Consider the following 25694-nt stretch of genomic DNA (forward strand, 5'->3'; position numbering starts at 1 on the left):
ACAGGCAAAAAAATGGCTACCGAAATCCGTGTCCCTACCCTCGGTGAATCCGTTTCCGAGGCAACCATCGGCAAGTGGTTCAAGAAGGCCGGCGACGTGATCGCCGCAGATGAGCCTTTGGTCGAGCTCGAGACCGACAAGGTCACCATCGAAGTGCCGGCGCCTGCCGCCGGCGTGCTGGTCGAGCTGACCGTCAAGGAAGGCGAAACCGTCGGCGTCGGTGCGCTGCTCGGCACCATCGGTGCCGGCGATGGCGCCGTGGCTGCTGCCAAGCCCGCGGCTGTCGCCCAGGCGTCGGCCCCGAACGCGGCATCGACCGTCAAGGAAGCCGTAGCGCAGACCGCATCGGTTGCCGGCTCGCCCCCGATCGAAGAGCGCAAGATGCCGCCGGCACCGGCTGCTGCCAAGCTTTTGGCTGAGACCAACCTGTCGGTCGACCAGGTCGCCGGTTCGGGCAAGCGCGGCCAGGTGCTGAAGGGCGACGTGCTCGAAGCCATTGCCAAGGGCGTTTCGGCGCCCGCCGCGGCACCGGCCGCTGCCGCCGCACCGGTTGCGGCACGCGTTCCCTCGTCAACCGAAGACGCTCCGCGCGAAGAGCGCGTGCGCATGACCAAGCTGCGCCAGACGATCGCGCGCCGCCTCAAGGAAGCGCAGTCGACGGCTGCCATGCTGACCACCTTCAACGAGGTCGACATGAGCGCGGTGATGGCGCTGCGCACCAAGTACAAGGACATCTTCGAGAAGAAGCATGGCGTGAAGCTCGGCTTCATGGGCTTCTTCACCAAGGCGGTGACCCATGCGCTGAAGGAAATCCCGGCCGTCAACGCCGAGATCGACGGCACCGATATCATTTACAAGAACTTCGCCCATGTCGGCGTTGCCGTCGGCACCGAAAAGGGCCTGGTGGTTCCGGTGGTGCGCGATGCCGACCAGATGTCGATCGCCGAGATCGAGAAGGAAATCGGTCGCCTCGGTCTCGCCGCGCGCGATGGCAAGCTGTCGGTCGCCGACATGCAGGGCGGCACCTTCACCATCTCCAACGGCGGCGTCTACGGCTCGCTGATGTCGACGCCGATCCTGAACGCACCGCAGTCGGGCATCCTCGGCATGCACAAGATCCAGGACCGTCCGGTCGTTGTCGGCGGCCAGATCGTCATCCGCCCGATGATGTATCTTGCACTGTCCTACGATCACCGCATCGTCGACGGCAAGGAAGCCGTGACCTTCCTGGTCCGCGTCAAGGACAGCCTGGAAGATCCGGAGCGTCTGGTTCTCGACCTCTGATCGAAAAAGGCTTCAAGGGGCTCGGCTGACCGGGCCCCTTTGCTTTCCTGAGCTAATGCCGGACTTGCCAGCGGCCGGAGACGCCGTACTGATCAGCTATCTTGCGCTTCGAGGGCGGTAGTGGTGATGGAAGCCGCAGCAGCATCGACTGAAATCTGGGTTCTGGGCTGGAGTGTCGTGCTGCTGATCGCGCACATACTGGTGCAGGCGCTTTCGCTCGACCTGTCGGGCGATTTCAGCATCAAGTATCTGCTCAGTTCGCGTGACGACGGCCGCGCGCCGAAGAGCATCGTTTCGGGGCGTCTGATCCGGTCGCTCAACAACATGCTGGAGACCTATCCCGCCTTCATCGCGCTGGCGTTGGCGCTGGCGGTGACAGGCAAGACGGGCGAACTGGGTGCCGTCGGCGCCGTGATGTGGATCGTCGCCCGCCTTGTCTATGCCTTGCTGTACGTGGGCGGAATTCCGGTGCTGCGTACGCTCGTCTGGTTCGTTTCGATCGCCGGGCTGGTCCTGATGGTCGTGCGCCTGATGACGTAACATTGCCGCCTGAAGAAACCGAAACGAGACGGTCGCATGGCTTTCGAACCAGACATTCCCGCAATCCAGGTGCATCTGTGCGTCAAGGACGGCAAGGAGGCGATCGCCTTCTACGAAAAGGCGTTCGATGCCGTCGAGACCTTCGAGCAGATGGCCGATGACGGCGTGCGCGTACTGCATGCCAACCTCGCCATGTTCGGCAGCGAGGTGATGCTGCATGACGAGTTTCCCGAATTCGGCGGCGATGTGTTGTCGCCGCTCTCCCGCGGCGGCGCCAGCATGACCGTCAACATCAATTTGAAGCTGCCCGGCCAGGTCGACCAGGCGGTCGAGCGGGCGGTGGCGGCTGGTGCGAAGACTGTGATGGAGCCAGACGACATGTTCTGGGGCGCACGCTACGCCAAGATCCAGGATCCGTTCGGTCATGTCTGGGCGTTCAATGCGCCCTTGGGCAATGCATCACTGGGCGCGCAGTCGGGGAGTGACAAGGCATGACGCAATATGCGTTCGAATTTGCCGGCCTGCTGGCCGTGTTCTCGGTGCTGATGGTGGTGCCGGGTGCCGATTTCGTCATGGTGGTGCGCCAGAGTATCGTGCATGGCCGCCGCGCCGCCATCATCACCAGCTTCGGCATCGGCGTGTCGCTGCTGTTTCATGTCAGCTACACCATCCTCGGCATCGGGCTGATAGTGTCGAAGTCATTGCTGCTGTTTTCGCTGATCAAGTGGGCCGGTGCCGCATACCTGCTCTATCTCGGCATCAAGGCGCTGCGTGCCGGGCCGATGGAGATGGCGTCGGTCGAGGTGCAGGCGGGCGCAAGTGAGACCCGGGAGATTTCTGCTGTGCGCTGCTTCCTGACGGGCTTCGTCACCAATGCGCTCAACCCCAAGGCGGTGCTGTTCTTCCTGCCGCTGTTCACGGCGATGGTCAGCCACGAGACGCCCGCCGCGGTGAAGGGCGTCTACGGGCTGCTGATGGCCGTGGTGCTGATTACATGGTTTGTTGGCGTGTCGATGTTCTTCACCATGGCCTCGGTGCGCGAGCGCTTCGTCGCCTGGGGCCGCTGGTTCAACAAGGTGACCGGCATGATCTTCATCGGGCTTGGCGTGAAGCTCGCGACCGTGCAGGCCGGCTGATGCGGCTTCAGGCACTGATCACGGCTGTTGCAGTGCTGTCGGCGACGGTGGCGCAAGCGGCATGCCCGATCGAGCTTGCCGTCTATGGCGACCGCGACGGTGCCGCCGAGATCGACTTCCGGCCGACGCTGGAATCGGCAACCGTGACCAACAGCTTCAAGATGGTGATGGACAATTCCATCGTGCTCGACGGCGTGGTGATGTGGTCGCAGGACGTGGCGCGGCCGAACGGCATGCTGATGCATCAGTGCCCGGAAGGCGACGTGACCGGCGAGGAGATCGAAGCCTGCACGGTGTGGCAGGGCGTGATCTACAGCGTCGACGAGCAGGGCAATGTCGGGCTTCTGCCGCGCGAGCGCATCGCGGCGGCCGCGCCGAAGAAACTTATCTTCTCCGACCTGGGCCACGGGCTCAGGACATCTGCAGCCTATGGTCCCCAAGGCTTTTCCAAAGTGCCGTGGGACGTGTTCGAGCTGAAGGGGTGCCAGGAATGAGCGCTCAGGGAAAAGTCCTGCTGGTCACAGGCGGCAGCCGCGGTATCGGGGCCGCCATCTGCAGGCTGGCGGCCAAGGCCGGCTATCGCGTGGCGTTCAGCTACGTGTCCAACGCTGCCGCGGCCACAGCACTGGTGGCCGAGCTGAAGTCGGCAGGCGGCGATGCCATCGCCATCAAGGGCGATGTCGGTAACGAGGCCGACGTGCTCGCCATGTTCGCCGAGGTTGACCGCGCCTATGGCCGGCTCGACGCCTTCGTCAACAATGCCGGCGTGGTCGACATGAAGGCGCGCGTCGACGAGATGAGCGCCTTCAGACTCGAGCGCATGATGCGCATCAACGTCGTCGGCTCGATCCTGTGCGCCCGCGAGGCGGTGAAGCGCATGTCGAGCCTGCATGGTGGCGCGGGTGGCGCCATCGTCAACATCTCGTCGGCGGCCGCCTCGCTCGGCTCGCCCGGCGAATATGTCGACTATGCCGCCTCCAAGGGCGCGATCGACACCTTGACCATCGGGCTTGCCAAGGAAGTGGCGACCGAGGGCGTGCGCGTCAACGCGGTGCGTCCCGGCATCATCGACACTGAAATCCACGCGTCGGGCGGTCAGCCCGACCGGATCGCCGCCATTCGCGGGCTCGTGCCGATGAAACGCGAAGGCAAGGCGGAAGAAGTTGCCCGTGCCGTCATCTGGCTTTTGTCGGATGAGGCATCATATACGACGGGCTCGATTTTGAATGTGAGCGGCGGTCGCTGACCGCCCCAGGCAAGAAGGAAAGAACAATGGCATATGACGTCGTCGTAATCGGCTCGGGCCCAGGCGGCTATGTGTGCGCCATCAAGGCGGCGCAGCTCGGATTGAAGGTCGCCGTGGTCGAGAAGAACGCGACCTTCGGCGGCACCTGCCTCAACATCGGCTGCATTCCCTCCAAGGCGCTGTTGCATGCGTCGGAAATGCTGGCCGAGGCGCAGCATTCCTTCGACGCGCTCGGCGTCGAGGTCGGCACGCCGAAGATGAACCTGAAGAAGATGATGGCGCACAAGGATGCGACCGTCGCTGCCAACGTCAACGGCGTGTCGTTCCTGTTCAAGAAGAACAAGATCGAAAGCTTCCAGGGCATCGGCAAGGTGTTGGGCGCCGGCAAGGTCGGCGTGACCGGGGCCGACGGCAAGACCCAGGAACTGGAGACCAAGAACATCGTCATCGCCACCGGCTCCGACGTCGCCGGCATTCCGGGCGTCAATGTCGAGTTCGACGAGAAGGTGATCATCTCGTCCACCGGCGGCCTGTCGCTGGAGAAGGTGCCTGCTCATCTGGTGGTTGTCGGCGGCGGCGTCATCGGCCTCGAGCTCGGCTCGGTCTGGGCGCGCCTCGGTGCCAAGGTGACTGTTGTCGAGTATCTCGACACCATCCTGGGCGGCATGGACGGCGACGTCGCCAAGCAGTTCCAGCGCATGCTGGCCAAGCAGGGCTTCGAGTTCAAACTCGGCTCCAAGGTGACGGGTGTCGCCAAGGCCAAGAAGGGCGCGACGGTGACCTTCGAGCCGGTAAAGGGAGGAGACACTGAGACCATCGAGGCCGATGTCGTGCTCGTTGCCACCGGCCGTCGGCCCTACACTGACGGTCTGGGGCTCAAGGAAGCCGGCGTCGAGATGGACGAGCGTGGTCGGGTCAAGACCGACGGCCATCTGCGCACCAACGTTGCCGGCATCTATGCCATCGGCGACGTCGTCGTCGGCCCGATGCTGGCACACAAGGCCGAGGACGAGGGCGTGGCGGTTGCCGAGATCATCGCCGGCCAGGCCGGCCATGTGAACTACGACGTCATCCCCGGTGTGGTCTACACCAGCCCCGAAGTGGCTTCGGTCGGCAAGACCGAAGACGAGCTCAAGAAGGCCGGCGTTGCCTACAAGGTCGGCAAGTTCCCGTTTACCGCCAACGGCCGGGCGCGCGCCATGCTGCACACCGACGGCTTCGTGAAGGTGCTGGCCGACAAGGACAGCGACAGGGTGCTGGGCGTGCACATCGTCGGCTTCGGCGCCGGCGAGATGATCCACGAAGCGGCGGTGCTGATGGAATTCGGCGGCTCGTCGGAAGATCTCGGCCGCACTTGCCATGCGCACCCGACGATGTCGGAAGCTGTGAAGGAAGCGGCACTCGCCACCTTCTTCAAGCCGATCCACATGTAAGAACCGCTGGATCGCTTCGGTCCGCAGTTCGTTTCGAACCAAATTGAAACGGCCCGCTCGATGAGCGGGCCGTTTGCATTTGAGCTGGTACCTTAGCCGCCGGAAGGTGCCGGGGCCGGAGCCGTTGTGCCGCCGCCCGAAGGCGCTGGCTCGGCCGGAGCCGGAGTGGCCGGTGCGGGTGCAGGCTCGGCAGGTGCCGGCGCGGGGGCCGGTTCAGCAGGCGCGGGCGCCATCGTGCCCGACGGTGCCGGAGCAGCAGGTTCGGCCGGAGCTGGTGCCGGGGCCGTCGCTGCCGGTGGCTCGGCGGGTGCCGGAGCTTCGGCGGTCTTGGGACCGAAGATGTAATAGGCCACCGCGGCGAGCAGCACGACGATGATGGCTATCAGCCACGTGCTGCCCATGCTCGACTGGCCGGCCGGGCGTCCTGGATCTGGATTGTTCACCATTGAGATCTCCCTCAGCTGCGCTCCGCAATCGTTGCGTGAACATCGCAATCAACGCGCGAAGGCCGTTTCGGTTTCACTTTGACGTGAAAATTTCGAAACGAACGTTCCGGCGGCGTCGTTTCGCCACGCTCCAAAGGCGATCAAACAGGAATAGGCTCGGTCAGGTTGCAATGAGCAGAGGCCAAGAACATGCCAGTGGTGCCTGTCTTTCCCGATGCCGCGCAAATATTGCCCGGCGCGAGTTTCGCCGACAAATTTACCGTTGTGGTGCATGGCCAGCGTCTTGACGTCGGGACTGCGGCCGAGCGGGTGTTCCGCCATCGGCCGAGTTGGATCGGGGCACTGATGACGCTGCGCAACGTGATGGTCAGGCCGTTCGGCTTGAAGACTCGCGACGAAGACCTTGCGCCGGAGCTGGAACGGAAGGGGATGTTCCCTGTGCTGAGCCAGTCCGGGCAGCGGATGGTGCTTGGCTTGGACGACCACCATCTCGATTTCAGGCTGGTTGTCGAATTGACAGAGCTTGGTGGGGGCCGGCAGGAGGTCAGCGCAACAACGTTGGTCAAGCCGCACAACTGGCTCGGCCGAACCTATCTCACCATTGTCCTGCCGTTCCACAGGATCATCGTTCCGGCCATGCTGGCGCGGGCTGCCAAGCCTTAGAAGCAGTTGTCAGCGGTCGGCCACCGTCACGGTGTAACCGGCCTTGCGGAACAACTCGACCAGCCCGTCCGGGCCGGGCAGGTGCAGCGCGCCGACGGCCATGAAGGCGTCGCCCGGACCGACGAGCGGCCCGGCGCGCTCGACCATGGTTTTGTTGCGCGTCGTCACCATCGCTTCCTCGAAGGCGGCATAGCTGGTCTCGTCGCCGGCTGAGCTCGGCAGCGCATTGCGGAACAGCGGCCAGAACATGCCGGTGTCGCCGCGCTGGTAGAGCACGACCATCGTTTCGATGACATCGTTCATGCGGTTGCCGAGCTTGAGGGTTTCGACGAGGCCCTTGATATGGAATTCGATCGGCAGCGACGCCATCGCCGAGAGCTGGTCGGCCGCACTTTCGAGGCCATTGACCTGCTTGCCGGCCGCCTTGGCCTGCTGGGCCAAGAGGATGTCGAGCACCGGCGCGCCGCCGGACTTGCGGGCGAGCTCGCAGGCTGGAAGGGCGACCATCGCCGACAGCATCCACGGCTTCATCTTGGTCACGCTTGCCGGCGGGATGCCGCGCGCTTCCAGCGCCGTATTGACGATCTTTGCTTCCTCTGCCGACAGCAACGACGGCAATGTCGTCGCATCGGTGAACATCATCAATTCGGGCTGTTTCATCAGGCCGGCGACCATCGCCTGCTGGTCGAGCACATCGGTGGTTTCGATGACCAGCGTGTGCGATCCGTCGAAGGCCTTTTGCGCCGCCGGCTCAAGCACGGTGACGCGCGGATCGGTGACATGCATGGTGCCGTAGAGCCAGGACGGCTTCTGGCCGGGCTTTTCCAGCTTCCACAACAGGCCCTGGCCGTTGAGCGTGTCCCTGGCCTCGGTTTCGATCCTGGCGAGCGCTGCCGGGTCGCTCTTCTGCAACTCGGCCAGCATGTCGGAGCCAGTGCAAACAGGCGCCTCGGCATGTGCCTTGCCGGCGAGCAGGAAGGCGATGGCGAAGAACAGGATGAAGAACAGCATGTTGAGTGCTGCAAGCAGCTTCAACGACAACAGCGAGGTGCGATCGGCAATGGCAGCGAGACGTGTCATGCTGCTGGTGTAACGGTCAAAAACGGCAAAACGGTTAATGCGGTGGTGACAATTGTCGAGCCGCAAGAGCTGTTGCAGGCGAAATATGCTCCGGAAATCGGGGGCGACTTTCGGACGAGGCGTCAGGCACGCGGGTGGGCGGCTTCGTAGATTTCCAGCAGCCGCGCCGTGTCGACGCCGGTGTAAATCTGGGTCGTCGACAGGCTGGCGTGGCCGAGCAGTTCCTGGATGGTGCGCAAGTCGCCGCCTCGGCCGAGCAGGTGGGTGGCAAAGGAATGGCGCAAAGCATGCGGGGTTGCCGTATCGGGCAGGTTGAGTGCTGCGCGCATCTTGCGCATCTCGCGCTGGATGATTGCCGGATCGAGCTGGCCGCCGCGCGCGCCGCGAAACAGGGCGCCGCCAGCGCAGAGATGGTAGGGGCAGAGCTTGCGGTATTCGGCGACGGCCTGGAGTGCAACTGATAGAACCGGCACGAGACGGGTCTTGCCGCCCTTGCCCGAAACGCGCAGCACGGTGTCGGCAGGCGAGGCCAGTTCCGCGCCGGACAGGTTGAGTGCTTCGGAAATACGCAGGCCTGAGCCATAGAGCAGGGTCAGCACGGCGGCATTGCGCGCGGCGATCCATGGTTCTTCGGCGAGCTGTTCGCCCACCGAGACGACACGCCTGGCATCGACCGCGGTCAGCGGTTTGGGCAGCGATTTCGGTTGCTTCGGCGCCCTGAGGGCCGACGAACCGGCTGCATTGACCAGGCCCTGGCGTTCGAGGAAGCGCAGCAGCGAGCGAACGCCGGCAAGGCCGCGCCCGAGCGTGCGGGCACCGGCGCCGTCGGCGCGGCGCGAGGCAAGGAAGCCGCGCAGGTCGGCCGGGCGCAGGTCGCTGATGTCGGAAATGCCGGGTGGGCCGCCATTATGGCCGGTCAGGAACTGCAGGAACTGGCGTGTGTCGCGCTCATAGGCATCGACCGTTGCTGCCGAGAGGCGACGTTCGCCGGCAAGCGCCTTCAGCCAGCCTTCGCGGGCTGATTGCAGGTCGGGTTTTGCGGCGATGAGGAATTCCTGCATTGGCAGCGGGCGTCCGATTGGAATATGGCAGTGTTGAACGCGTGAAGTTGACAAGCAGTGAAGCAGGCGATGGCCAAACCCCAAAATCCTATCCAGATGGCCGTGATCGGCGCCGCCCATGGCATCAAGGGCGAGTTGCGGGTCAAGACCTTCACCGGCGACCCGCTGGCTTTGGCCGACTACGGCCCGCTCTATGCCAAGGACGGGCGCGCTTTCGAGATCGCTGCGATCCGGCCTGCCAACGAGGTGGTGGTGGTGCGTTTCAAGGGCGTGGCCGACCGCAACGCGGCCGAGGCGCTGACGGGCACGGAGCTGTTCGTCGACCGTTCGGCGCTGCCCGACGATGGTGACGAGGGCGAGTTCTATCACGCCGACCTGGTCGGCCTTCAGGTTCGCGATGAAACCGGCGCACCGGTGGGCAAGGTGTTTGCCGTGCAGAATTATGGCGGCGGCGACATTTTGGAAATCCAGTACCAGGGCCGCAAGGGCGTGCTGATCCCGTTCACCCAGGCCGCGGTGCCGGTCGTCGATGTATCAGGCGGCTTCGTGGCCATCGACACTGTGGCGGCCGGACTTGTCGATGACGAGGACGACGAAGACGCACCCTCCGATGGCGAGTTCGACAAACGGCCGCGCGGCCCGAAGGACGCCGGGGGCAATCGCTGATGTTCCGAGCAACCGTGCTCACGCTTTATCCGGAAATGTTTCCGGGCGCGCTGGGGCTGTCCCTGGCCGGGAGGGCGATGGAGCGCGGCGACTGGGCGCTGGAGGCGGTGCAGATCCGCGACTTCGCCACCGACAAGCACCGGACCGTGGACGATTCTCCGGCCGGTGGCGGCGCCGGCATGGTGCTGCGTGCCGACATCATCGCCAAGGCCATCGACGACGCTTCGCCCGAGGGTGACGAACGTCCGCGCATCCTGATGAGCCCGCGCGGCAAGCCGCTGACGCAGGAGCGGGTGCGTGAACTGGCCGCGGGGCCGGGTGCAGTGATCCTGTGCGGGCGCTTCGAAGGCGTCGACCAGCGCGTGATCGACGCACGCGAGCTGGAAGAGATTTCAGTCGGCGACTTCATTCTCTCGGGTGGCGAGCCGGCGGCACTGGTGTTGCTCGACGCGGTCGTGCGGCTCCTGCCCGGCGTGATGGGCAACGACGTGTCGGGCGAGGAAGAGAGTTTCGAGGGCGGGCTGCTGGAGCATCCGCACTATACGAGGCCGCAGGAATTCGAGGGCCGAGCCATTCCGGAGGTGTTGACCTCGGGCAACCACGGCAAGATCGCCAAATGGCGCCGCGCCGAGGCAGAGAAGCTGACCAAAGAGCGGCGGCCGGATCTGCTGCGTAGCATGGGCACTAAGGAAAGCTACGTCGGTGAAATCCGCTCTCAGGTTAGTTTGAACCTGACAGGCGAAGGCCTTGATCCCAATGAAATAACCGCCCTGTTGGGGTGCGAGCCGAGAACTTCCTGGAAGAAGGGGGACCTCGTCAAGATTTCGGAGAAGGCAAAGCCGACCAAAAAAAGGGTTGGCTATTGGAAAATCTCCGAGGCGGGATCGGACGATATCGACGGGGCGATAGCGTCGCTTTTTGACAAACTGCTTCCCAACGTTGATTGGTCAGCGCTCGCTGACAGGTTCGCTGTCGAAGTCTCGTGCTGCCTTTGGCTGTCTGGTTACAACCAAGGTTTCAATCTCGATAAAGAAACGCTGAACTTTCTGTCCCAGCGCAGGATTTCAATCGACTTCGATATCTATCACGACGAGCTGCTAAGATAGTCAGCCTGATTTAGCCTTTGCTAAAGTAATAAAACGCAAGGAACAGCCCGACCGCGACGACGAAGGTGCGTACGAGCGCTTGGGGGACGCGGCGGGCGGTCCAGACGCCGGCGTAGCCGCCGAGCGCGACGCCCGGCACCATGATCGCGGCATGGGTCCAGGCGACGACACCGCCCGAGGCGAAGATGATGATGGCAACCGCGGCGATGACGATTGAGAGCATGTTCTTCAGCGCGTTGAGGCGGTGGTAGTCGCCGCCTTCAGTGAGGCCGAGGGTGGCCAGCATCATCACGCCCATGCCGGCGCCGAAGAAGCCGCCATAGATCGAGGTGAAGAACTGAACGATGCGGCCGGCGAGCGAGGCCGGTGCATCAGCGGCGCGCGCGGCGAGCTTCTTCGGGCGCAGCCACGGGCCGGCGGCAAAGAGGGCGGTGGCGGCGAGCAGAAGCCACGGCACGAGCGCACCGAAGGCGACATTGTCGAGCGAGAGCAGGATGAGCGCTCCGGCCAGCGCGCCAACGGCCGAAATGATGGCAAAGGCGACGGCGCCGCGCCACATCTGCCTGATGTCGGCCATGTAGGCCCAGGTCGACGTGATGTAGCCGGGGAACTGGGCGATCGACGAGGTGGCGTTGGCCGAGATCGGCGGGACGCCGAGCATGGTCATGGCGCCGAAAGTGAGGAAGGTGCCGCCGCCGGCGATGGCATTGACGACTCCCGATAGGAAGCCGGCGAGGAAGAGGATGCCAATTGTGACGAGGGACACGGGCTGCCTGAGAGGTGGTTTGCGTTCGTTGCTCTCTAGGAAGCTGACGCAGGGAAGGCAAGGCACGTTGTCCAGTGCCTCGGTGAAACTGGCTTTGTGGCCGCCGGCCGCCATCCTTCGCTGGAGCGCTGCACGCAAGGCGCGTAAAAAAGAAGCGGCAAAGGCGTGACAAATGGCCGAAATAGCGCTATGTGCCCGCCCGAACCGGACGAATAATCGACCGGACCCGTCAACAGTGACGGTGTAGTCGCCCCTGCCAGAAGGCCCGCAAGGGAAGAAGGCATACCCAAGCGGTCATTTGGAACTGCAAGGCGAGCGTTGGGCGCTCTGGCTGTCGGAAGAACAAGAAGTGGATTTTTGAGATGGATATCATCCGCCAGCTCGAGGCCGAACAGGCCGCCAAGATCGAAGCCAAGCGCACCTTGCCGGAATTCCAGCCGGGCGACACCGTGCGCGTCCAGGTGCGCGTCACCGAAGGCTCGCGTACCCGCGTCCAGGCCTATGAAGGCGTCGTCATCGCTCGCGCCGGCTCGGGCTTCCAGGAAAACTTCACCGTCCGCAAGATCTCCTATGGCGAAGGCGTGGAACGCGTGTTCCCGGTCTATTCGCCGATGATCGAGGGCGTCGAGATCGTCCGTCGCGGCAAGGTGCGTCGCGCCAAGCTTTACTACCTGCGCGATCGTCGCGGTAAGTCGGCTCGTATCACCGAGAACACCGGCGTCCGCGCCCGCAAGCTGAACGACGCCGAGCGTGCCGCACTGGTCGCCGAGAAGGCCCGTATCGAAGCCGAGAAGGTTGCCGCAGCCCAGGCGCTGGCCGCCGAGAAGGCCGCTCAGGAAGCCGCCGAGAAGAAGGCAGCAGCCGAGGCCGCCAAGGCAGCTGAAGCCGCCGCCGAGACCGCAGCCGAGTAATTTCCGGACTTGATTTCGAAAGGGCGGCTTCGGCCGCCCTTTTGCGTTTGAGGAGGATTTGTTGGTGGTGAGTTCGCGGGATTTCGTCGTGCGTCGGCTTATACCGGGCGAGGGCGCTGCCTATCGCAAGCTGCGGTTTGCTGCGCTTGAAAACGCGCCGCTGGCTTTCAGCTCGAGCCCGGAAGACGAGGCGCACCTGACCGACGCCGATTTCGAGGCGCGGATCAGCCTTGCCGAACCCGATGCGGTGTATGGCGTGTTTGGCGATGGCGAGCTCGTCGGCGTCGCGACCTTCATCGGCGACAAGCGGCGCAAGACACGGCACAAGGGCGCGATGTTCGGCGTTTATGTCGATCCGGTCTGGCGCGGCACGGGTTCCGCCCGGGCGCTGGTGCGGCAGGTGATCGACCATGCGACCGAACGCGGCCTTGCACTGCATGCCCATGTGATCGCCGACAATCTGCCGGCACTCAGGCTCTATCTCGGTCTTGGATTCGTCAGCTACGGCGTCGAGCCGAGGGCGCTTCTCGTCGACGGCGTGTTTCATGACGAGCATCTGCTGATTTACCAGCCGGGTGGCTGAGGCCGGGGGTTGTTTCGCAAACGGGCCAAAAGCGAAACAGATACAGTGCATTCGGCTGTGCCAGCGCATCGTCCATGCTTGCAAGCACGCTTGGGACGGCTAAAGTCTGGCGCAAATCGACCGGCGCCGCCGGTCTTCTCGTTTCGGGGAACGCATCATGTCTAATTTCAAACTGTCGCTGGCCGGCGCGCTGGCTGTCGTGCTTCTGCCCTTGGCCGCCATGGCCCAGAGCCTGCCGGATCTTGGCGGCAAGTCGGTCGTCGTGGTGACCGAAAATGCCTATCCGCCGCTGCAGTTCATCGACCCCAAGACCGGCAAGCAGATCGGCTGGGAGTACGACGCCATGGACGAGATCGCCAAGCGTCTGAACGTCAAGATCGAGTACCAGAACACCTCGTGGGACGCCATGATCCAGGCGGTCTCGGACGGCCAGTACCAGATCGGCATGACCGGCATCACCATCAAGGACGAGCGCAAGGAGAAGGTCGACTTCTCCGACCCCTATATGCGGTCACAGCAGTTCATGCTGGTGCGATCAGACGAGAGCCGCTTCACCGACGCCAAGAGCTTCGGTGCGCTCAAGGACGGCCTGATCGCGGCGCAGCCGGGCACCTCGCCTTTCTACACCGCCGTCTACGAGATCCTCGACGGCAACGAGCAGAACCCGCGCATCAAGCTGTTCGAGACCTTCGGCGCTACCGTGCAGGCGCTCAAGGCCGGCGACGTCGACCTCGTGCTGACCGACAGCGTCGCCGCCCAGGGTTATGTCGACGCCTCGGAAGGCAAGCTCAAGGTGGTGGGCGAGCCGCTGGGCAGCGAGGATTTCGGTTTCATCTTCAAGAAGGGCTCGGACCTCGTCGCTCCGATCAACCAGGCGATCGCGGCGCTGAAGGCTGACGGCACCTTCGACAAGCTGAACAAGAAGTGGTTCCTCGACTACAAGATGGGGCAGTGATTGCGCTGCCGTCTCCTCCATCTGGCGGAGACGGCAAACTGTTGGTCGAGCCTAGGCTCGGTAGCGGCTGGCGCCGGCGTGGTCGACGACATAGAGCCACGTGCCGTCGGCCTGCCTGCGCACGATCTCGGCAGTGAAGCCGAAATAGAGGGGGCGGCCTTCGTCATCGACGATCGCGAAATCGGCGCGCAGCAGCGCCAGGTCGCCATGCTCGACGCAGAAGGTGTTTTGCGACCTCATCGTGCCGGGCATGCGCACGAGCCGCTCAAGTTCTTCGGCGATGGCGGCCTTGCCGGCAAAGCCCTCGCCGCCGGCATCGACCAGCAGGCGGGCATCTTCCTCGTAGAGCCCAAGCAGAGCCTCGACATCGCCGCTGTTGCGGATGGCGGCAAAAGTTTCGTTCATGTCGGCCGGCCGGTAGACTTTTGATGACATTGGCTTTCTCCTGTTTCGGCGACCAGAACACGCCCTTGCAGAGCTATCCAAACGGGTACCCCGAATGAGTGCAGAGATGACCGCGACCAGCGAGCGCGAGGTGCCGATGCCGCGACGGCCGGAGCTATGTCCGGTAGAAGACTGGCTCTCTTTTCTCGGCCATCGCTGGAACGCGCTGGTGTTGTGGCAGCTGTCGGTGGGCGCGAAGCGGCATGGCGACCTGATGGCACGGCTGCCCGGGGTCACCGCCAAGGTGCTGTCGGAGCGGTTGGACGGCCTGTTGAGACGCGGCCTTGTCGAGCGCGACGCAGTTTCAGCTTTCCCGCGCGGCGTCGTCTATTCGTTGACGGCGGGCGGTCGCCGGGTGGTCGCCTTGCTCGACCAGTTCGAGACGCTGCCGCATTCTTTTGCCGGGCCGCGGCAGGACGCAGCATGAGCCAGTACCGGGTCAAGAAGGACGATTTCCCGTGGTGGCTGGTGGCTGCCGTGGCGATCGGTGTGGTTTCGGCGGTGACCATCGCGGCCAGCGACGTCTACGGCCAGATCCTGTCGACCCTCGTCAAAGGGCTTTGGGTAACACTTTTCGTCACCATCGTCGCCTTCGCCATGGCCTCGGCGCTCGGGCTGCTCATCGCCCTGCTCGGGCTGTCGAATTCCAAGCTGCTGCGTCAGGTTTCGCGTTTCTATGTCGAGATCATTCGCGGCCTGCCGATCCTGGTGCTGCTGTTCTGGATCGCTTTCGTCGGCGCGCCGGCCTTCGTCGTGGCGTGGAACTGGGTGACGCTACCGCTGCAATCGGCGGGGCTGGTCGAGCCGATGCAGGTGCGCGACTTCTCGCTGCTGTGGCGGGCGATCATTGCACTCACGATCGCCTATTCGTCCTTCATCGCCGAAATTTTCCGCGCCGGCATCCAGGCCGTCGATGTCGGCCAGATCGAGGCGGCGAAGGCGCTGGGATTGTCGCGCACCCAGCGCTTTCGGCTGATTGTCTGGCCGCAGGCATTCAGGACCATCCTGCCGCCCTATGGCAACGACTTTATCGCCATGGTGAAGGATTCCTCGCTGGTGTCGGTGCTTGGCGTCGCCGACATCACCCAGATGGCCAAGGTCTATGCCTCGGGCTCATTCCGCTTCTTCGAGACCTACTCTATCGTAGCCTATGTCTACCTGCTCCTGACCGTCGGGCTGTCGCTCAGCCTGCGGGCGCTGGAGCGGCGGATGCGCAGGGATTTCACGCCATGACCGGAGGTGCCGACAAGACTGCGCTCGACATGGTCTATGCGGCAGAGACAGAAATGCAGCTGGCGGCGGCCTATGCGGCCTGGGCGAACGGCTACGACACCGAGACAGCGGCGCTGGGATACTGCCTGCCCTTCGTGATCGCGGCGTGGGTGGCGCGGCACGTGCCCAAGGGCGAAGGACCGCTGCTCGATGCCGGTTGCGGCACCGGACTGTCGGGGCCGTATCTCCAGGCGCTTGGATATGACGACATCGAAGGGCTCGACTTCTCCGAGGAAATGCTCGAACTGGCGCGGGCACGCGGCGGCCACAGCGCGCTGACGCAGGCCGCACTCGGCGGTCCGTTGCCTTGGGCCGACCGGCATTTCGCCGCCGTCTTCTCGACCGGCGTGTTCACGGCGGGCCATGCGCCGGCATCGAGCCTGGACGAATTGGTCCGGATCACGCGGCCGGGTGGCTTCGTCATCTTCACCGTCCGCGACGTGGTCCTGGAAGCGGGCGGTTTCCAGGATAAGTTCACTGAACTTGTGGCGACCGGAAGATGGCAGGCGGTCGAGGAGAGCCCTGCTTTCCGGGCCTTTGCCGTGGCCGAACCGGATGTGCTGGTCAAGGCGTATATATTCAGGGTTGTCTGAGATGTCGCGCGTCATTCGGCCTCTGCGACCGGATGGACGATTGCGAGCGGCACGGCCGCGGACAAATCTCGCGGCATGGAAACCATTCGCAAGATCCTCTCCAATCCACTCTCCCGCCTGCGCTTCGCGGGCCTGTTCGAGGGAAGCACGCTGCTTTTCCTCGTGCTGTTTGCTGTCCCGATGAAACATCTGGCCGGCTATCCCGCAATCGTCAGCGCGGCCGGGCCGGTCCACGGCCTCGCCTTCGTCTTCTACGTCGTGTGCCTAGTCGACAATTTCTCCGGCGGTGGTTGGTCGCTCAGGGAGATGCTGCGCACCGGCCTCGCCTGCCTCGTGCCCTTCGGCACCTTCATCAATGATCGCTTCCTCGCCGCCAGGGCGGCCAACCAGACGGCAGGGCAATGAGCTATCTCGTCATCAAGTCTCTGCATGTCGTGGCGATGGTGGTCTGGCTGTCAGGCATGATATCAGTGCCGCTGGCATTGTCGCACATGGCCCGGAATGGCGGCATCGATTCGCGGCAGGCGGCGCAGTTGCGCGCCGGCTTCTCGATGCTGTCGACGCCGGCGATGATGATCGTCTGGGCGCTGGGGCTCTATCTCGCTTATGACCTCGGCTCTTTCGGCGACGCCTGGCTGCACGCCAAGCTGGCGCTTGTCGTGGCGATGTCGGGCCTGCATGGCGTGCTGTCGGGCCAGTTGCGGCAGCTCGCAGGCGCCAGGCTGGCGAAGCCTGCCGGCATCGTGCTGAAGCTGCATTGGCTGGTCGGCCTGCTGTTGCTCGGCATTGTCGGGCTGGTGATCATCAAGCCGTTCTGAGCGAAGCGGGCTGTTCCGGGCGAGGAACCACCCTTGCCATGGCGCGTTGGGAGCCGAACCAATCATGAGGCCCCCATGGAACAGCTCGTCGAAGAATTCGGCCATCCGACCTACACCTCGTTTCCCGTCATCGTCGCGCGCATGCTGCTGGCTGCCGTCTTCGGCGCGGCCATCGGCTTCGAGCGTGAATGGCGCAACCGGCCGGCGGGTCTGAGGACACATATCCTCGTCTGTGTGGCGGCGGCAACCTTCGCGCTGCTGACCATCGAGATCGTGCATGCGCCGATGTTCGGACCGGAGGTGCTGAAGGACGGCGCCAAGGTCGATCCGATCCGCGTCGTCGAGGCGGTGACCGCCGGCGTCGCCTTCCTTGCCGCGGGCGTGGTGTTTTTCAGCAGGGGCGAGGTGCAGGGGCTGACGACGGGTGCCGGTATGTGGCTGGCGGGCGCCATCGGCCTCGCCGCAGGCCTTGGGCTCTGGCAGATCGCGGCCTTCGTCACCCTGCTCGCACTGTGCGTTCTCGGCTTGCTGCACCGCTTCGAGGTCAAGTTCGACCTCAGCGAGGACAAACGCGACGAAAAGCCGGGTGCGCATAGCCCGGGCAAGGGCAAGGCCGGCTAGTCAGCCTTCGTCTCATCGCCTGGGCGGGTCGTCACGTCGTCGCGCACCTTTTCGAACAGCAGCCGCAGCGCCTGCCGCAACGCCTCCATCTCTTGCGGGCTGGTCAGTTCGGCCCAGCGCTCGTCAACCTTGCGCCCTGTGGCGGCGGCGATGGGGCGCACGGCCTTGCCGCGTTCCGTGAGGAAGACCAGCCGGCCGCGGCGGTCGTTGGGATCGGGTCGGCGCTCGACATAACCAAGCTTCTCCAGCTCCTCCACCGCCTGGGCCATCGTCTGCTTGCGGACATGGGCGAGCTTGGTCAGTTCGCTGACCTGGATGCCTTGCGATGGGGTGAAGGTGAAGACGTTGGCGTGCGGCGGACGAATGTCGCCGAATCCGGCAGCGTCGAGGGCGGTGTCGACGGCCTGGGTCCAATGCTGGTGGACCAGGCGCAGCAACAGGCCGAGCGGCGGATTTTCCGGGATCGTCTCTTTCAAGATGGACAGGTGCCTGACTAATTGATATTAGACAGGCACCTTACTACTTGAGCGACGGGAAGGAAAGCCAGATGCCTGCAATCAGCGTACTCGACTCGACAATCTCCTATGTGGATGTGGGGCACGGCGTGCCGTTCGTGTTCCTGCACGGCAACCCGACATCGTCCTATCTGTGGCGCAACGTGCTTCCCGGCATGGGCGACGGCGTGCGCCGGCTTGCGCCCGACCTGATCGGCATGGGCGGTTCAGGCAAACCTGACATTGCCTACAGCTTCGACGATCACGCCCGCTATCTCGACGCCTGGTTCGAGGCGATGGGGCTGGAGGAGGTGGTGCTTGTCGGTCACGACTGGGGCGGGGCGCTGGCCTTCGACTGGGCCGCGCGCCATCCCGGGCGGGTGCGCGGCATCGCCGTGATGGAGACGATCGTGCGTCCGATGAGCTGGGCCGACTTCGCCGAAAGCGCCCGGCCACGCTATGAGGCACTTCGCGGCGCGGGCACCGGCGAGGCCAAGGTGCTGGACGAGAACTTCTTCATAGAGTTCGCCCTGCGCGCCACCGTGCTCAATGGGCTGAGCGACGGGGATCTCGACGTCTATCGCAAGCCCTATCCGACCCGCGAAAGCCGGCGGCCACTGCTCGCCTGGCCACGCGCCATGCCGATCGACGGCGAGCCAGCCGATGTGATTGCCCGCATCGAGGCCTATGACCGCTGGCTGGCGGCGAGCGGCGGCGTGCCGAAGCTGCTCTTAACCTTCGAAGGTTCGATGGAGACGTTGATGATCGGGGAGGAGATGATCCGGTGGTGCGCCGACAACATTGCCAGCCTCGAGATCGAGAACTGCGGTCCAGCCCGGCATGCGGCGCCGGAAGACCAGCCGGAAGCGATTGCTGCCGCTGTTTCAGGCTGGGCCGACCGGCATGGGCTGCGCCGCGGCGAGGCTGCGCTGGCGCGCATCGTATAGCTGCTTGCGGGCATCCGTGGACGCTCCGCCATCTTGCCGCTTGGGCCAGGCGGAGCTTGCGATTGCCGGAACGTCAAAAGATTGGTATTGAGCCGCTTATGGAAGCACTCTTTGGAGATCCGGCCTACAAGGGTTTCGTGCTGCAGGACCACAAGCGCCTGCCGTCGCGATTCTTTGCCCGGATTTCAGGCGCGTTGACCAGCCGACTTATCTAGTCGCCTGCGCCGAGCCGACGGGCCTTTGGCGCGCCCTTTAGCCTTCCCAAGTTTCATATCGACGGATCCAAAGCCATGAGCGCACCGCGTACCCTCTACGACAAGATCTTTGACGACCACGTCGTCGACCGCCAGGAAGACGGCACCTGCCTGCTCTACATCGACCGTCACCTCGTGCACGAAGTGACGAGCCCGCAGGCCTTCGAAGGCCTGCGCATGACCGGCCGCAAGGTCCGTCATCCCGAGAAGACGCTCGCCGTGGTCGACCACAACGTGCCGACCTCGCCGGACCGCAAGAACGGCATCAAGAACGAGGAAAGCCGCATCCAGGTCGAGGCGCTGGCCAAGAACTCGGCCGATTTCGGCGTCGAGTATTACTCCGAGAACGACAAGCGCCAGGGTATCGTCCATATCGTCGGTCCCGAGCAGGGCTTCACCCTGCCGGGCATGACCATCGTCTGCGGCGACAGCCACACCTCGACGCATGGTGCTTTTGGTGCATTGGCGCACGGCATCGGCACCTCGGAAGTGGAACACGTCCTGGCGACCCAGACGCTGATCCAGAAGAAGGCCAAGAACATGCTGGTACGTGTCGACGGCCAACTGCCGGAAGGCGTGACCGCCAAGGACATCGTGCTTGCCATCATCGGCGAAATCGGCACCGCCGGCGGCACCGGCTACGTCATCGAATATGCTGGCGAGGCGATCCGTGCCCTGTCGATGGAAGGCCGCATGACGATCTGCAACATGTCGATCGAAGGCGGCGCCCGCGCCGGCCTGATCGCGCCTGACGAGAAGACCTACGCCTACGTCAAGGACAAGCCGCGCGCGCCGAAGGGCAAGGCCTTCGAGATGGCGCTCGACTACTGGAAGACGCTGCATTCGGACGAAGGTGCGCATTTCGACAAGGTCATCGTGCTCGACGCAGCCAAGCTGCCGCCGATCGTTACCTGGGGCTCGTCGCCCGAGGACGTGGTCGCCGTAACCGGCGTGGTGCCGGATGCCGAGGCGATCGAGGACGAGACCAAGCGCAACTCCAAGAAGCGCGCGCTCGACTATATGGGCCTGACCGCCGGCACCAAGATCACCGACATTTCGGTCGACCGCGTCTTCATCGGCTCGTGCACCAATGGCCGCATCGAGGACCTGCGCGCCGTCGCCAAGGTCGTCGAAGGCCGCAAGGTCGCCTCGACGGTGAGCGCGATGATCGTGCCGGGCTCGGGCCTGGTCAAGGAACAGGCGGAAGCCGAAGGCCTCGACAAGATCTTCGTGGCGGCTGGCTTCGACTGGCGCGAGCCGGGCTGCTCGATGTGCCTCGCCATGAATGACGACCGCCTCAAGCCGCATGAGCGCTGCGCCTCGACCTCGAACCGCAACTTCGAGGGCCGCCAGGGCTTCAAGGGCCGCACCCATCTGGTGTCGCCGGCCATGGCTGCGGCCGCTGCCATCGCCGGCCACTTCGTCGACATCCGCGACTGGCACTGACGACGGCGGCCTCAGGGCCGCAGCAGAAACAGACAAGGCGGCGGAGCACATGCTTCGCCGCTTTTTTGTCTCAAGCCTCTGGGATGACCGGTATTTCGGCCCTTGCGTTAACGTCTTTTTCGCCGGGCTGTGGTGTCATCCGCGCGAAGGAGATTGCAGTCGACGATGACCGGCGCCGAGTTCATACTTGCGATCAACGTGTTTGTTGCCGGCCTCCTGGCCGGCGCTTTCATGTCGATCGCCATCTATGACGGGCGTCGCAACTCGGCGCGCTGGTTCGCGCTCTGCTACCTCGCCGGCATCGTCTATATCGGGACCGAGTTCGCGATCCCTATGTTCGAAGACACGCGGTTCATCGTCACCGCCAACTTCGTCGCCTTCCTGGCCACGCTGATGGTCATGAATGTCGGGCTGGCGACCCGCTACGAGTCGCAGCCTGCATGGGGCCCGATGGCGGCGTTTCTCGTCGTGACGACCTTGGCGGTGTTTGCCACGCAGGGCTTCGCCCGCGATTCGCTGCTGCGGATGATGACCTACCAGACGCCTTATGCGATCGCCCAAGCCGTCGGTGCCGCTACAATACTGCGCTCGCGCCGGCAGCTCAGCCAGTTCGACTACGTGCTGGCGGGCGTGCTCTTCGCCAGCGCGCTGCAGTTCTTCTCCAAGCCTTATCTAGCGCTCGCCGTCGGCGGCCCGGGCGCCGATCCGCATCACTATCTGCAGAGCACCTATGCGATGATCTCGCAGGCGCTGGGCACGGTGTTCGCGCTGTCGATCGCGCTGATGCTGCTGGTGATTTTGGTGCGCGACATCCTGCTCGACGCGACGCAGAAGTCGGAGACCGACGCGTTGTCGGGCCTGCTCAACCGCGGCGGCTTCCAGCGCCGGGCGGCCAGCGCGATGCGCGACGCGGTGCGCCAGGGCCTGCCGATCACGCTTGTCATCTCCGACCTCGATCACTTCAAGTCGATCAACGACAGTTACGGCCACGCCTCGGGCGATCGTGTCATCGAAGCATTTGCCCAGTTCATCCGCGAATCGATGGCCGGTCATCACGTCGCCGGCCGGATCGGCGGCGAGGAATTCGCGATCATCCTGCCGGGCGCGCATCTGGCCTCGGCGCGGCTGTTCGCCGAAGGCGCGCGCTCGGCATTCTCCGGCATGCCGATCGATGGCCTGCCGGACGACTGCCGCTTTACCGCAAGCTTCGGTGTCGCCGAACTGGTGGCCGGCGAAAGCATCGACCAGTTGATGGTGCGGGCCGACTCAGCGCTTTACGAAGCCAAGAAGGACGGGCGCGACTGCGTTCGGGTGTGGGGCGCGGTGCAGCTGTTTTCGGACTCGACCGTGGTGCCGTTCGGCCTCAAACCGCCGAGCCGGTAGCCGCGCAGTTTCAGCGGCAGACCAGGCCGGGCTGCGGGATTTCACCTTCGGAGAAACCATACATGTAGCTGCGGCCCTTGAGCAGCATGGGCGGGCGGTAGCAGTGGCGCTGCGCGCTGGGGCCGTCGAGATAGACGACCTTCGGTCCGGTCGAACCGGTGTAGGCTGCGAGCTTGCGGGCCGAAGCGCCCTCGCCGACGATGATGCGCTTGTAGCCGGTGGTGCTCTCGACGATCAGGTTGCCGAACGAATCGGCATAGACGCGGTCGTGGCTGCCTCCTGCGGCGGCCGGAGAGGTCAGCGCGACGCCGGCGGCAAGCATGAAAGACGCAAATGTGGTCAAAGCCAGTGCGGGACGCATCGGGCAAATCTCCCTGTTCGATCGAACCGGAGATTAACCGTTTCTTAATCATTGTTAAGGCTTGGCGTCTGCTTGGACGGAAAAGATTAACAAACATGGTTAATTTTCTGTTGCGCTGATATGCCTGCAGCATGTCCAAGCCAACGAACGGGTAGCCTGATATCGTCCCGATGGGGGATGCCGTCATTGCCTGTTTCATCGGCACGTCTGGTGACGACTCACCCACTGGGGTAGTGGCGGCATTTGTTCAATCGATTGAAGCCGTGATGCGACTAAATAGGTGCGCCAGAACGGTTTTCTGACTTTGACGCGGTGCAAAAAGAGCTTTAGAAAGCGCGCAGTCCGACGTCGCAAAACGGTGCGACGGCGCCGTATTCAAACATAGCCACGCTCGGATGCAGACCGGGGGAGCCATGAGCAAATCACAAGCCACCCAAGCCACATCGCGTGCGCGGCCTTTGTCGCCGCACCTGAGCATCTATCGTCCGCCGGTGACGATGACGACCTCGATCCTGCACCGCATCACCGGCTGCGCGCTGTATTTCGGCACGCTGCTGGTCGCCTGGTGGCTGATCGCGGCGGCGACGTCGCAGGAGTATTTCGACTTCGTCAGTTGGGTCTATGGCAGCTGGATCGGCCAGCTGGTGCTGCTCGGCTACACCTGGGCCTTGATGCTGCACATGCTGGGCGGCATTCGTCACCTGGTCTGGGACACCGGTGCTGCGCTCGAAAAGGAAACCGCCTCCAGGTTCGCCTGGGCGACGCTCGTCGGTTCTGTGGTGCTGACGGCGGCGGTCTGGATCGTCGGCTACATGGTGCGGGGAGCGTAGGATGAGCGGCTCGAACAACGACATGCGCACCGCGCTCGGCAAGGTTCGCGGCCTGGGTTCGGCCCGCGAGGGTACCGAACATTTCTGGCGCCAGCGCCTGACGGCGGTCGCCAACATTCCGCTGATGCTGTTCTTCGTTGGCCTCTTGATCGCGCTCAACGGTGCCGATTTCGCCACCGTGCGCGCCTCGTTCGCCAATCCTCTGGTGTCGCTTGTGCTGGCGCTGGTGCTGGTCTCGGGCCTCTACCATATGCGCCTCGGCATGCAGGTGGTGATCGAGGACTACGTGCATGGCGAGCTGCTCAAGGTGACGCTCATCATGCTCAACACTTTCTTTACCGTAGCTGTCGGCGTCGCTTCTCTCTTCGCCCTGCTCAAACTTGCATTTGGAGGCTGAAACGGTGGCCAAGGACGGCAAAACCAGCGGAGCTTCCGCCTATACCTATGTCGATCACAAGTTCGACGTCGTCGTCGTCGGTGCCGGCGGTGCCGGCCTGCGTGCCACGCTCGGCATGGCTGAGCAGGGGCTGAAGACCGCCTGCATCACCAAGGTGTTCCCGACCCGCTCGCACACGGTTGCGGCTCAGGGCGGTATCGCCGCCTCGCTGCAGAACATGGGCCCCGACTCCTGGCAGTGGCACATGTACGACACCGTCAAGGGTTCCGACTGGCTCGGCGATGTCGACGCGATGGAGTATCTGGTGCGCGAAGCGCCGGCTGCGGTCTATGAGCTCGAGCACTATGGCGTGCCGTTCTCGCGTACTGAAGAGGGCAAGATCTACCAGCGGCCGTTCGGCGGCCACATGATGAACTATGGCGACGGCCCGCCCGTGCAGCGCACCTGCGCTGCCGCCGACCGCACCGGCCACGCCATACTGCACACGCTCTACGGCCAGTCGCTGAAGAACAACGCGCAGTTCTTCATCGAGTATTTCGCCCTTGACCTGATCATGGAGCCGGATGGCACCTGCACCGGTGTCGTGGCCTGGAACCTCGACGACGGCACAATCCACCGCTTCTCGGCCAAGATGGTGGTGCTGGCGACCGGAGGCTACGGCCGCGCCTATTTCTCGGCGACCTCGGCCCATACCTGCACCGGCGACGGCGGCGGCATGGCCGCGCGTGCCGGCCTGCCTTTGCAGGACATGGAGTTCGTGCAGTTCCACCCGACCGGCATCTATGGTTCGGGCTGCCTGATCACCGAAGGCGCGCGTGGCGAGGGCGGTTATCTCGTCAACTCCGAAGGCGAGCGCTTCATGGAGCGCTACGCACCATCGGCCAAGGACCTGGCATCGCGCGACGTGGTTTCGCGCTGCATGACGCTGGAGATCCGCGACGGTCGCGGCGTCGGCAAGAACAAGGACCACATCTTCCTGCATCTTGACCACCTCGATCCGGCGGTCCTGCATGAGCGGCTGCCCGGCATTTCCGAGTCGGCGAAGATCTTCGCCGGTGTCGACGTGACCCGCGAGCCGATCCCGGTGCTGCCGACGGTGCACTACAACATGGGCGGCATCCCGACCAACTATTGGGGCGAGGTGCTGAATCCGACCAAGGCGAACCCGGACCGCGTGTCGCCCGGCCTGATGGCCGTCGGCGAGGCCGGTTGTGCTTCGGTGCATGGCGCCAACCGTCTCGGCTCCAACTCGCTGATCGACCTCGTGGTGTTCGGTCGCGCCGCCGCCATCCGCGCCGGCCAGGTCGTCGACCGCAACGCGCCGATCCCGTCGCCCAACGCCGCTTCGGTCGAGAAGATCATGGATCGTTTCGACCGCCTGCGCCACGCCAATGGCGGCACGCCGACGGCAGTGCTGCGCGAGAAGATGCAGAAGGCGATGCAGGAGGACGCTGCCGTGTTCCGCACCCAGGAATCGCTGGAGCAGGGCTGCAAGCGCATCTCCGAGATCTGGGGCGAGATGAAGGACATCAAGGTCTTCGACCGCTCGATGATCTGGAACTCGGACCTGGTGGAGGCGCTGGAGCTCGAAAACCTGATGTCGAACGCCATCGCAACCGTCTATGGCGCGGAAGCACGCAAGGAAAGCCGTGGCGCGCATGCCCGCGAGGACTTCTCGGCCCGTGACGACGAAAACTGGCGCCAGCACACGCTGGCCCACGTCGCCGAGGACGGCAAAGTGACGCTGACCTACCGGCCGGTGCACACCGAGCCGCTGCTCAAGGAAGAAGACGGCGGCATCTCCCTGGCCAAGATCGCACCCAAGGCGCGGGTGTACTGAGCCATGGTCGAGACGCGGCGCTGCGCAAGACAAGCTGGAGGGCCTGAAACGGCCGTCCTCGCTTGCGCGCGCGCCGACAAGCGCTTGGAGAATTGGCGCTTGGAGCATTGGCGCTGGG

32 protein-coding genes and 1 pseudogene are annotated in these 25694 nt (G+C 64.1%); 26 read left to right on the forward strand and 7 right to left on the reverse strand.

Annotated elements, in window-relative coordinates; translation table 11 throughout:
* Positions 1 to 12 precede the first annotated feature (12 nt).
* The 7 genes from odhB to lpdA all read left to right on the forward strand — a co-directional run bounded on the left by odhB (position 13) and on the right by lpdA (position 5639).
* Positions 13 to 1284 carry a 2-oxoglutarate dehydrogenase complex dihydrolipoyllysine-residue succinyltransferase gene (gene odhB, locus H5P29_RS05510; RefSeq protein ID WP_154386747.1) on the forward strand — a complete coding sequence of 424 codons (1272 nt, stop codon included), beginning with the start codon at positions 13 to 15 and terminating at the stop codon, positions 1282 to 1284.
* 126 nt (positions 1285 to 1410) lie between these two features.
* Positions 1411 to 1824, forward strand: a complete 414-nt coding sequence (locus H5P29_RS05515) for an MAPEG family protein (protein ID WP_154386746.1) — start codon at positions 1411 to 1413, stop codon at positions 1822 to 1824.
* Positions 1825 to 1860: 36 nt separating this feature from the next.
* Complete coding sequence (locus tag H5P29_RS05520; RefSeq protein WP_067956086.1) at positions 1861 to 2319, forward strand: VOC family protein; 459 nt, start codon at positions 1861 to 1863, stop codon at positions 2317 to 2319.
* Entirely contained in the window at positions 2316 to 2960 is a 645-nt protein-coding gene (locus tag H5P29_RS05525) for a LysE family transporter (RefSeq protein WP_067956088.1), read from the forward strand. The genes H5P29_RS05520 and H5P29_RS05525 overlap by 4 nt, the downstream gene beginning before the upstream one ends.
* Complete coding sequence (locus H5P29_RS05530) at positions 2960 to 3454, forward strand: hypothetical protein (RefSeq protein WP_067956089.1); 495 nt, start codon at positions 2960 to 2962, stop codon at positions 3452 to 3454. Before H5P29_RS05525 ends, H5P29_RS05530 begins: the two co-directional genes overlap by 1 nt.
* Positions 3451 to 4206: an SDR family oxidoreductase gene (locus H5P29_RS05535; protein WP_154386745.1), complete on the forward strand. Its 756-nt coding sequence runs from the start codon at positions 3451 to 3453 to the stop codon at positions 4204 to 4206. Before H5P29_RS05530 ends, H5P29_RS05535 begins: the two co-directional genes overlap by 4 nt.
* Positions 4207 to 4232: 26 nt before the next feature.
* Positions 4233 to 5639 (forward strand): dihydrolipoyl dehydrogenase, encoded by a 1407-nt coding sequence (gene lpdA / locus H5P29_RS05540; protein WP_154386744.1) that lies wholly within the window; start codon positions 4233 to 4235, stop codon positions 5637 to 5639.
* 92 nt (positions 5640 to 5731) lie between these two features.
* On the opposite strand, the gene H5P29_RS05545 is transcribed toward lpdA, so the two are convergent.
* Entirely contained in the window at positions 5732 to 6085 is a 354-nt protein-coding gene (locus H5P29_RS05545) for a hypothetical protein (protein WP_083948376.1), read from the reverse strand.
* A gap of 189 nt (positions 6086 to 6274) precedes the next feature.
* Between H5P29_RS05545 and H5P29_RS05550 the strand changes: the two genes are divergently transcribed.
* Positions 6275 to 6748, forward strand: coding sequence for a DUF2867 domain-containing protein (locus tag H5P29_RS05550; RefSeq protein ID WP_154386743.1), 474 nt, complete (start codon positions 6275 to 6277; stop codon positions 6746 to 6748).
* Positions 6749 to 6757: 9 nt separating this feature from the next.
* Here the strand turns inward: H5P29_RS05550 and H5P29_RS05555 are convergent, their stop codons facing one another.
* Both H5P29_RS05555 and H5P29_RS05560 read right to left on the reverse strand, forming a co-directional pair.
* Complete coding sequence (locus tag H5P29_RS05555) at positions 6758 to 7828, reverse strand: TraB/GumN family protein (protein WP_154386742.1); 1071 nt, start codon at positions 7826 to 7828, stop codon at positions 6758 to 6760.
* Positions 7829 to 7950: 122 nt separating this feature from the next.
* Positions 7951 to 8889, reverse strand: coding sequence for a tyrosine recombinase XerC (locus tag H5P29_RS05560; protein WP_154386741.1), 939 nt, complete (start codon positions 8887 to 8889; stop codon positions 7951 to 7953).
* A 69-nt stretch (positions 8890 to 8958) separates the two neighbouring features.
* On the opposite strand from H5P29_RS05560, the gene rimM reads away from it, so the two are divergent.
* The 3 genes and pseudogenes from rimM to H5P29_RS32430 all read left to right on the forward strand — a co-directional run bounded on the left by rimM (position 8959) and on the right by H5P29_RS32430 (position 10661).
* On the forward strand, positions 8959 to 9555 hold the full coding sequence (gene rimM, locus H5P29_RS05565; protein WP_067965934.1) for a ribosome maturation factor RimM: 597 nt from the start codon (positions 8959 to 8961) through the stop codon (positions 9553 to 9555).
* Positions 9552 to 10226: pseudogene (trmD, locus tag H5P29_RS05570) on the forward strand (tRNA (guanosine(37)-N1)-methyltransferase TrmD); the annotation flags it as partial. The gene rimM and the pseudogene trmD, both read left to right, overlap by 4 nt.
* Positions 10227 to 10232: 6 nt before the next feature.
* Positions 10233 to 10661 carry a DUF4279 domain-containing protein gene (locus H5P29_RS32430; RefSeq protein ID WP_246670871.1) on the forward strand — a complete coding sequence of 143 codons (429 nt, stop codon included), beginning with the start codon at positions 10233 to 10235 and terminating at the stop codon, positions 10659 to 10661.
* Positions 10662 to 10671: 10 nt separating this feature from the next.
* On the opposite strand, the gene H5P29_RS05575 is transcribed toward H5P29_RS32430, so the two are convergent.
* On the reverse strand, positions 10672 to 11427 hold the full coding sequence (locus H5P29_RS05575; protein WP_185910256.1) for a sulfite exporter TauE/SafE family protein: 756 nt from the start codon (positions 11425 to 11427) through the stop codon (positions 10672 to 10674).
* A gap of 362 nt (positions 11428 to 11789) precedes the next feature.
* On the opposite strand from H5P29_RS05575, the gene rplS reads away from it, so the two are divergent.
* The 3 genes from rplS (at position 11790) to H5P29_RS05590 (ending at position 13876) form a co-directional block, all read left to right on the forward strand.
* A complete protein-coding gene (rplS, locus tag H5P29_RS05580) occupies positions 11790 to 12338 on the forward strand; it encodes a 50S ribosomal protein L19 (RefSeq protein WP_067956097.1) in 549 nt (182 codons plus the stop codon).
* 64 nt (positions 12339 to 12402) lie between these two features.
* Positions 12403 to 12921: a GNAT family N-acetyltransferase gene (locus H5P29_RS05585; protein ID WP_185910257.1), complete on the forward strand. Its 519-nt coding sequence runs from the start codon at positions 12403 to 12405 to the stop codon at positions 12919 to 12921.
* A gap of 157 nt (positions 12922 to 13078) precedes the next feature.
* Entirely contained in the window at positions 13079 to 13876 is a 798-nt protein-coding gene (locus tag H5P29_RS05590; RefSeq protein ID WP_067956101.1) for a basic amino acid ABC transporter substrate-binding protein, read from the forward strand.
* A gap of 51 nt (positions 13877 to 13927) precedes the next feature.
* Here H5P29_RS05590 and H5P29_RS05595 read toward each other — a convergent pair whose 3' ends face one another.
* Positions 13928 to 14311: a nuclear transport factor 2 family protein gene (locus H5P29_RS05595; RefSeq protein WP_246340653.1), complete on the reverse strand. Its 384-nt coding sequence runs from the start codon at positions 14309 to 14311 to the stop codon at positions 13928 to 13930.
* Positions 14312 to 14387: 76 nt separating this feature from the next.
* Between H5P29_RS05595 and H5P29_RS05600 the strand changes: the two genes are divergently transcribed.
* The 6 genes from H5P29_RS05600 to H5P29_RS05625 all read left to right on the forward strand — a co-directional run bounded on the left by H5P29_RS05600 (position 14388) and on the right by H5P29_RS05625 (position 17624).
* Complete coding sequence (locus tag H5P29_RS05600; RefSeq protein WP_246340652.1) at positions 14388 to 14747, forward strand: helix-turn-helix domain-containing protein; 360 nt, start codon at positions 14388 to 14390, stop codon at positions 14745 to 14747.
* Complete coding sequence (locus tag H5P29_RS05605; protein ID WP_154386737.1) at positions 14744 to 15553, forward strand: amino acid ABC transporter permease; 810 nt, start codon at positions 14744 to 14746, stop codon at positions 15551 to 15553. The genes H5P29_RS05600 and H5P29_RS05605 overlap by 4 nt, the downstream gene beginning before the upstream one ends.
* The gene (locus H5P29_RS05610) at positions 15550 to 16185 is read left to right on the forward strand and encodes a class I SAM-dependent methyltransferase (protein WP_154386736.1); all 636 of its coding nucleotides are present in this window, start codon (positions 15550 to 15552) and stop codon (positions 16183 to 16185) included. Before H5P29_RS05605 ends, H5P29_RS05610 begins: the two co-directional genes overlap by 4 nt.
* Before the next feature lie 75 nt (positions 16186 to 16260).
* Positions 16261 to 16590: a DUF3817 domain-containing protein gene (locus H5P29_RS05615; protein WP_154386735.1), complete on the forward strand. Its 330-nt coding sequence runs from the start codon at positions 16261 to 16263 to the stop codon at positions 16588 to 16590.
* On the forward strand, positions 16587 to 17003 hold the full coding sequence (locus H5P29_RS05620; RefSeq protein ID WP_067956108.1) for a CopD family protein: 417 nt from the start codon (positions 16587 to 16589) through the stop codon (positions 17001 to 17003). The genes H5P29_RS05615 and H5P29_RS05620 overlap by 4 nt, the downstream gene beginning before the upstream one ends.
* Positions 17004 to 17078: 75 nt before the next feature.
* A complete protein-coding gene (locus tag H5P29_RS05625; protein WP_067956109.1) occupies positions 17079 to 17624 on the forward strand; it encodes an MgtC/SapB family protein in 546 nt (181 codons plus the stop codon).
* Here the strand turns inward: H5P29_RS05625 and H5P29_RS05630 are convergent.
* Positions 17621 to 18100 (reverse strand): MarR family winged helix-turn-helix transcriptional regulator, encoded by a 480-nt coding sequence (locus tag H5P29_RS05630; protein ID WP_154386734.1) that lies wholly within the window; start codon positions 18098 to 18100, stop codon positions 17621 to 17623. The genes H5P29_RS05625 and H5P29_RS05630 overlap by 4 nt on opposite strands.
* Positions 18101 to 18171: 71 nt before the next feature.
* On the opposite strand from H5P29_RS05630, the gene H5P29_RS05635 reads away from it, so the two are divergent.
* The 3 genes from H5P29_RS05635 to H5P29_RS05645 all read left to right on the forward strand — a co-directional run bounded on the left by H5P29_RS05635 (position 18172) and on the right by H5P29_RS05645 (position 22148).
* Entirely contained in the window at positions 18172 to 19065 is an 894-nt protein-coding gene (locus tag H5P29_RS05635) for a haloalkane dehalogenase (protein ID WP_067965941.1), read from the forward strand.
* Positions 19066 to 19355: 290 nt separating this feature from the next.
* Complete coding sequence (gene leuC, locus H5P29_RS05640) at positions 19356 to 20765, forward strand: 3-isopropylmalate dehydratase large subunit (RefSeq protein ID WP_067956110.1); 1410 nt, start codon at positions 19356 to 19358, stop codon at positions 20763 to 20765.
* A gap of 165 nt (positions 20766 to 20930) precedes the next feature.
* Complete coding sequence (locus H5P29_RS05645; protein ID WP_154386773.1) at positions 20931 to 22148, forward strand: GGDEF domain-containing protein; 1218 nt, start codon at positions 20931 to 20933, stop codon at positions 22146 to 22148.
* 10 nt (positions 22149 to 22158) lie between these two features.
* Here the strand turns inward: H5P29_RS05645 and H5P29_RS05650 are convergent, their stop codons facing one another.
* On the reverse strand, positions 22159 to 22509 hold the full coding sequence (locus H5P29_RS05650) for a hypothetical protein (RefSeq protein WP_067956114.1): 351 nt from the start codon (positions 22507 to 22509) through the stop codon (positions 22159 to 22161).
* Positions 22510 to 22922: 413 nt separating this feature from the next.
* Between H5P29_RS05650 and sdhC the strand changes: the two genes are divergently transcribed.
* From sdhC to sdhA, 3 genes are read left to right on the forward strand one after another with little or no spacing between them, the layout of a single operon-like run.
* Complete coding sequence (gene sdhC, locus H5P29_RS05655) at positions 22923 to 23339, forward strand: succinate dehydrogenase, cytochrome b556 subunit (protein WP_067956116.1); 417 nt, start codon at positions 22923 to 22925, stop codon at positions 23337 to 23339.
* Position 23340: 1 nt separating this feature from the next.
* Positions 23341 to 23736: a succinate dehydrogenase, hydrophobic membrane anchor protein gene (sdhD, locus tag H5P29_RS05660; RefSeq protein ID WP_067956118.1), complete on the forward strand. Its 396-nt coding sequence runs from the start codon at positions 23341 to 23343 to the stop codon at positions 23734 to 23736.
* A 4-nt stretch (positions 23737 to 23740) separates the two neighbouring features.
* On the forward strand, positions 23741 to 25576 hold the full coding sequence (gene sdhA / locus H5P29_RS05665) for a succinate dehydrogenase flavoprotein subunit (protein ID WP_067965943.1): 1836 nt from the start codon (positions 23741 to 23743) through the stop codon (positions 25574 to 25576).
* Positions 25577 to 25694 lie beyond the last annotated feature (118 nt).

This window comes from Aminobacter sp. MDW-2 (genome assembly GCF_014250155.1).
GTDB classification, from domain to species: domain Bacteria; phylum Pseudomonadota; class Alphaproteobacteria; order Rhizobiales; family Rhizobiaceae; genus Aminobacter; species Aminobacter ciceronei.

What these genes read in the sequence shown, in the direction of transcription:
- odhB (WP_154386747.1), top strand. Translation starts at nt 13, where the DNA reads ATGGCTACCGAAATCCGTGTCCCTACCCTCGGTGAATCCGTTTCCGAG.
- H5P29_RS05515 (WP_154386746.1), top strand. Translation starts at nt 1,411, where the DNA reads ATGGAAGCCGCAGCAGCATCGACTGAAATCTGGGTTCTGGGCTGGAGT.
- H5P29_RS05520 (WP_067956086.1), top strand. Translation starts at nt 1,861, where the DNA reads ATGGCTTTCGAACCAGACATTCCCGCAATCCAGGTGCATCTGTGCGTC.
- H5P29_RS05525 (WP_067956088.1), top strand. Translation starts at nt 2,316, where the DNA reads ATGACGCAATATGCGTTCGAATTTGCCGGCCTGCTGGCCGTGTTCTCG.
- H5P29_RS05530 (WP_067956089.1), top strand. Translation starts at nt 2,960, where the DNA reads ATGCGGCTTCAGGCACTGATCACGGCTGTTGCAGTGCTGTCGGCGACG.
- H5P29_RS05535 (WP_154386745.1), top strand. Translation starts at nt 3,451, where the DNA reads ATGAGCGCTCAGGGAAAAGTCCTGCTGGTCACAGGCGGCAGCCGCGGT.
- lpdA (WP_154386744.1), top strand. Translation starts at nt 4,233, where the DNA reads ATGGCATATGACGTCGTCGTAATCGGCTCGGGCCCAGGCGGCTATGTG.
- H5P29_RS05545 (WP_083948376.1), bottom strand. Translation starts at nt 6,085, where the DNA reads ATGGTGAACAATCCAGATCCAGGACGCCCGGCCGGCCAGTCGAGCATG.
- H5P29_RS05550 (WP_154386743.1), top strand. Translation starts at nt 6,275, where the DNA reads ATGCCAGTGGTGCCTGTCTTTCCCGATGCCGCGCAAATATTGCCCGGC.
- H5P29_RS05555 (WP_154386742.1), bottom strand. Translation starts at nt 7,828, where the DNA reads ATGACACGTCTCGCTGCCATTGCCGATCGCACCTCGCTGTTGTCGTTG.
- H5P29_RS05560 (WP_154386741.1), bottom strand. Translation starts at nt 8,889, where the DNA reads ATGCAGGAATTCCTCATCGCCGCAAAACCCGACCTGCAATCAGCCCGC.
- rimM (WP_067965934.1), top strand. Translation starts at nt 8,959, where the DNA reads ATGGCCAAACCCCAAAATCCTATCCAGATGGCCGTGATCGGCGCCGCC.
- H5P29_RS32430 (WP_246670871.1), top strand. Translation starts at nt 10,233, where the DNA reads ATGGGCACTAAGGAAAGCTACGTCGGTGAAATCCGCTCTCAGGTTAGT.
- rplS (WP_067956097.1), top strand. Translation starts at nt 11,790, where the DNA reads ATGGATATCATCCGCCAGCTCGAGGCCGAACAGGCCGCCAAGATCGAA.
- H5P29_RS05590 (WP_067956101.1), top strand. Translation starts at nt 13,079, where the DNA reads ATGTCTAATTTCAAACTGTCGCTGGCCGGCGCGCTGGCTGTCGTGCTT.
- H5P29_RS05595 (WP_246340653.1), bottom strand. Translation starts at nt 14,311, where the DNA reads ATGTCATCAAAAGTCTACCGGCCGGCCGACATGAACGAAACTTTTGCC.
- H5P29_RS05600 (WP_246340652.1), top strand. Translation starts at nt 14,388, where the DNA reads ATGACCGCGACCAGCGAGCGCGAGGTGCCGATGCCGCGACGGCCGGAG.
- H5P29_RS05605 (WP_154386737.1), top strand. Translation starts at nt 14,744, where the DNA reads ATGAGCCAGTACCGGGTCAAGAAGGACGATTTCCCGTGGTGGCTGGTG.
- H5P29_RS05610 (WP_154386736.1), top strand. Translation starts at nt 15,550, where the DNA reads ATGACCGGAGGTGCCGACAAGACTGCGCTCGACATGGTCTATGCGGCA.
- H5P29_RS05615 (WP_154386735.1), top strand. Translation starts at nt 16,261, where the DNA reads ATGGAAACCATTCGCAAGATCCTCTCCAATCCACTCTCCCGCCTGCGC.
- H5P29_RS05620 (WP_067956108.1), top strand. Translation starts at nt 16,587, where the DNA reads ATGAGCTATCTCGTCATCAAGTCTCTGCATGTCGTGGCGATGGTGGTC.
- H5P29_RS05625 (WP_067956109.1), top strand. Translation starts at nt 17,079, where the DNA reads ATGGAACAGCTCGTCGAAGAATTCGGCCATCCGACCTACACCTCGTTT.
- H5P29_RS05635 (WP_067965941.1), top strand. Translation starts at nt 18,172, where the DNA reads ATGCCTGCAATCAGCGTACTCGACTCGACAATCTCCTATGTGGATGTG.
- leuC (WP_067956110.1), top strand. Translation starts at nt 19,356, where the DNA reads ATGAGCGCACCGCGTACCCTCTACGACAAGATCTTTGACGACCACGTC.
- H5P29_RS05645 (WP_154386773.1), top strand. Translation starts at nt 20,931, where the DNA reads ATGACCGGCGCCGAGTTCATACTTGCGATCAACGTGTTTGTTGCCGGC.
- H5P29_RS05650 (WP_067956114.1), bottom strand. Translation starts at nt 22,509, where the DNA reads ATGCGTCCCGCACTGGCTTTGACCACATTTGCGTCTTTCATGCTTGCC.
- sdhC (WP_067956116.1), top strand. Translation starts at nt 22,923, where the DNA reads ATGAGCAAATCACAAGCCACCCAAGCCACATCGCGTGCGCGGCCTTTG.
- sdhD (WP_067956118.1), top strand. Translation starts at nt 23,341, where the DNA reads ATGAGCGGCTCGAACAACGACATGCGCACCGCGCTCGGCAAGGTTCGC.